General features: G+C 44.3%; 1 protein-coding gene. It reads right to left on the bottom strand.

Features of this window, described 5'->3' with window-relative positions:
* Nucleotides 1-352, bottom strand: a 352-nt coding sequence (locus FLQ44_RS21890) for a pyridoxal-phosphate dependent enzyme (protein WP_147696052.1), incomplete at both ends; no start/stop codon positions are given.

The raw sequence follows: 352 nt of genomic DNA, 5'->3' as shown, positions 1-352 counted from the left end.
TCTGACGTTTAACATCTTCAGCACCCATAAAGACAACGCATTCGAGACCTAAACGTGCTGCGATGGTTGCTGTTGCAACACCATGTTGCCCCGCACCTGTTTCTGCAATAATACGTTTCTTTCCAGAAAGCTTCGCCAATAATGCCTGACCGATGGTATTGTTGACCTTGTGCGAGCCTGTATGATTCAAGTCTTCACGTTTAAGATAAATCTGCGCACCACCCAACTCTTTCGACCATCGTTCAGCATAATACAAAGGACTAGGGCGTCCTACATAATAAGCGAGATCACGGTCGAATTCTGCCAAAAACTGAGCATCATCTTTCATACGGAAATAGAGCTTCTCTAAATA

This window comes from Vogesella mureinivorans (assembly GCF_007644035.1).
GTDB classification, from domain to species: Bacteria; Pseudomonadota; Gammaproteobacteria; order Burkholderiales; family Chromobacteriaceae; genus Vogesella; species Vogesella mureinivorans.
Note: the sequence above shows the minus strand (reverse complement) of the source record. Positions and strands in the feature narration are given on the sequence as shown.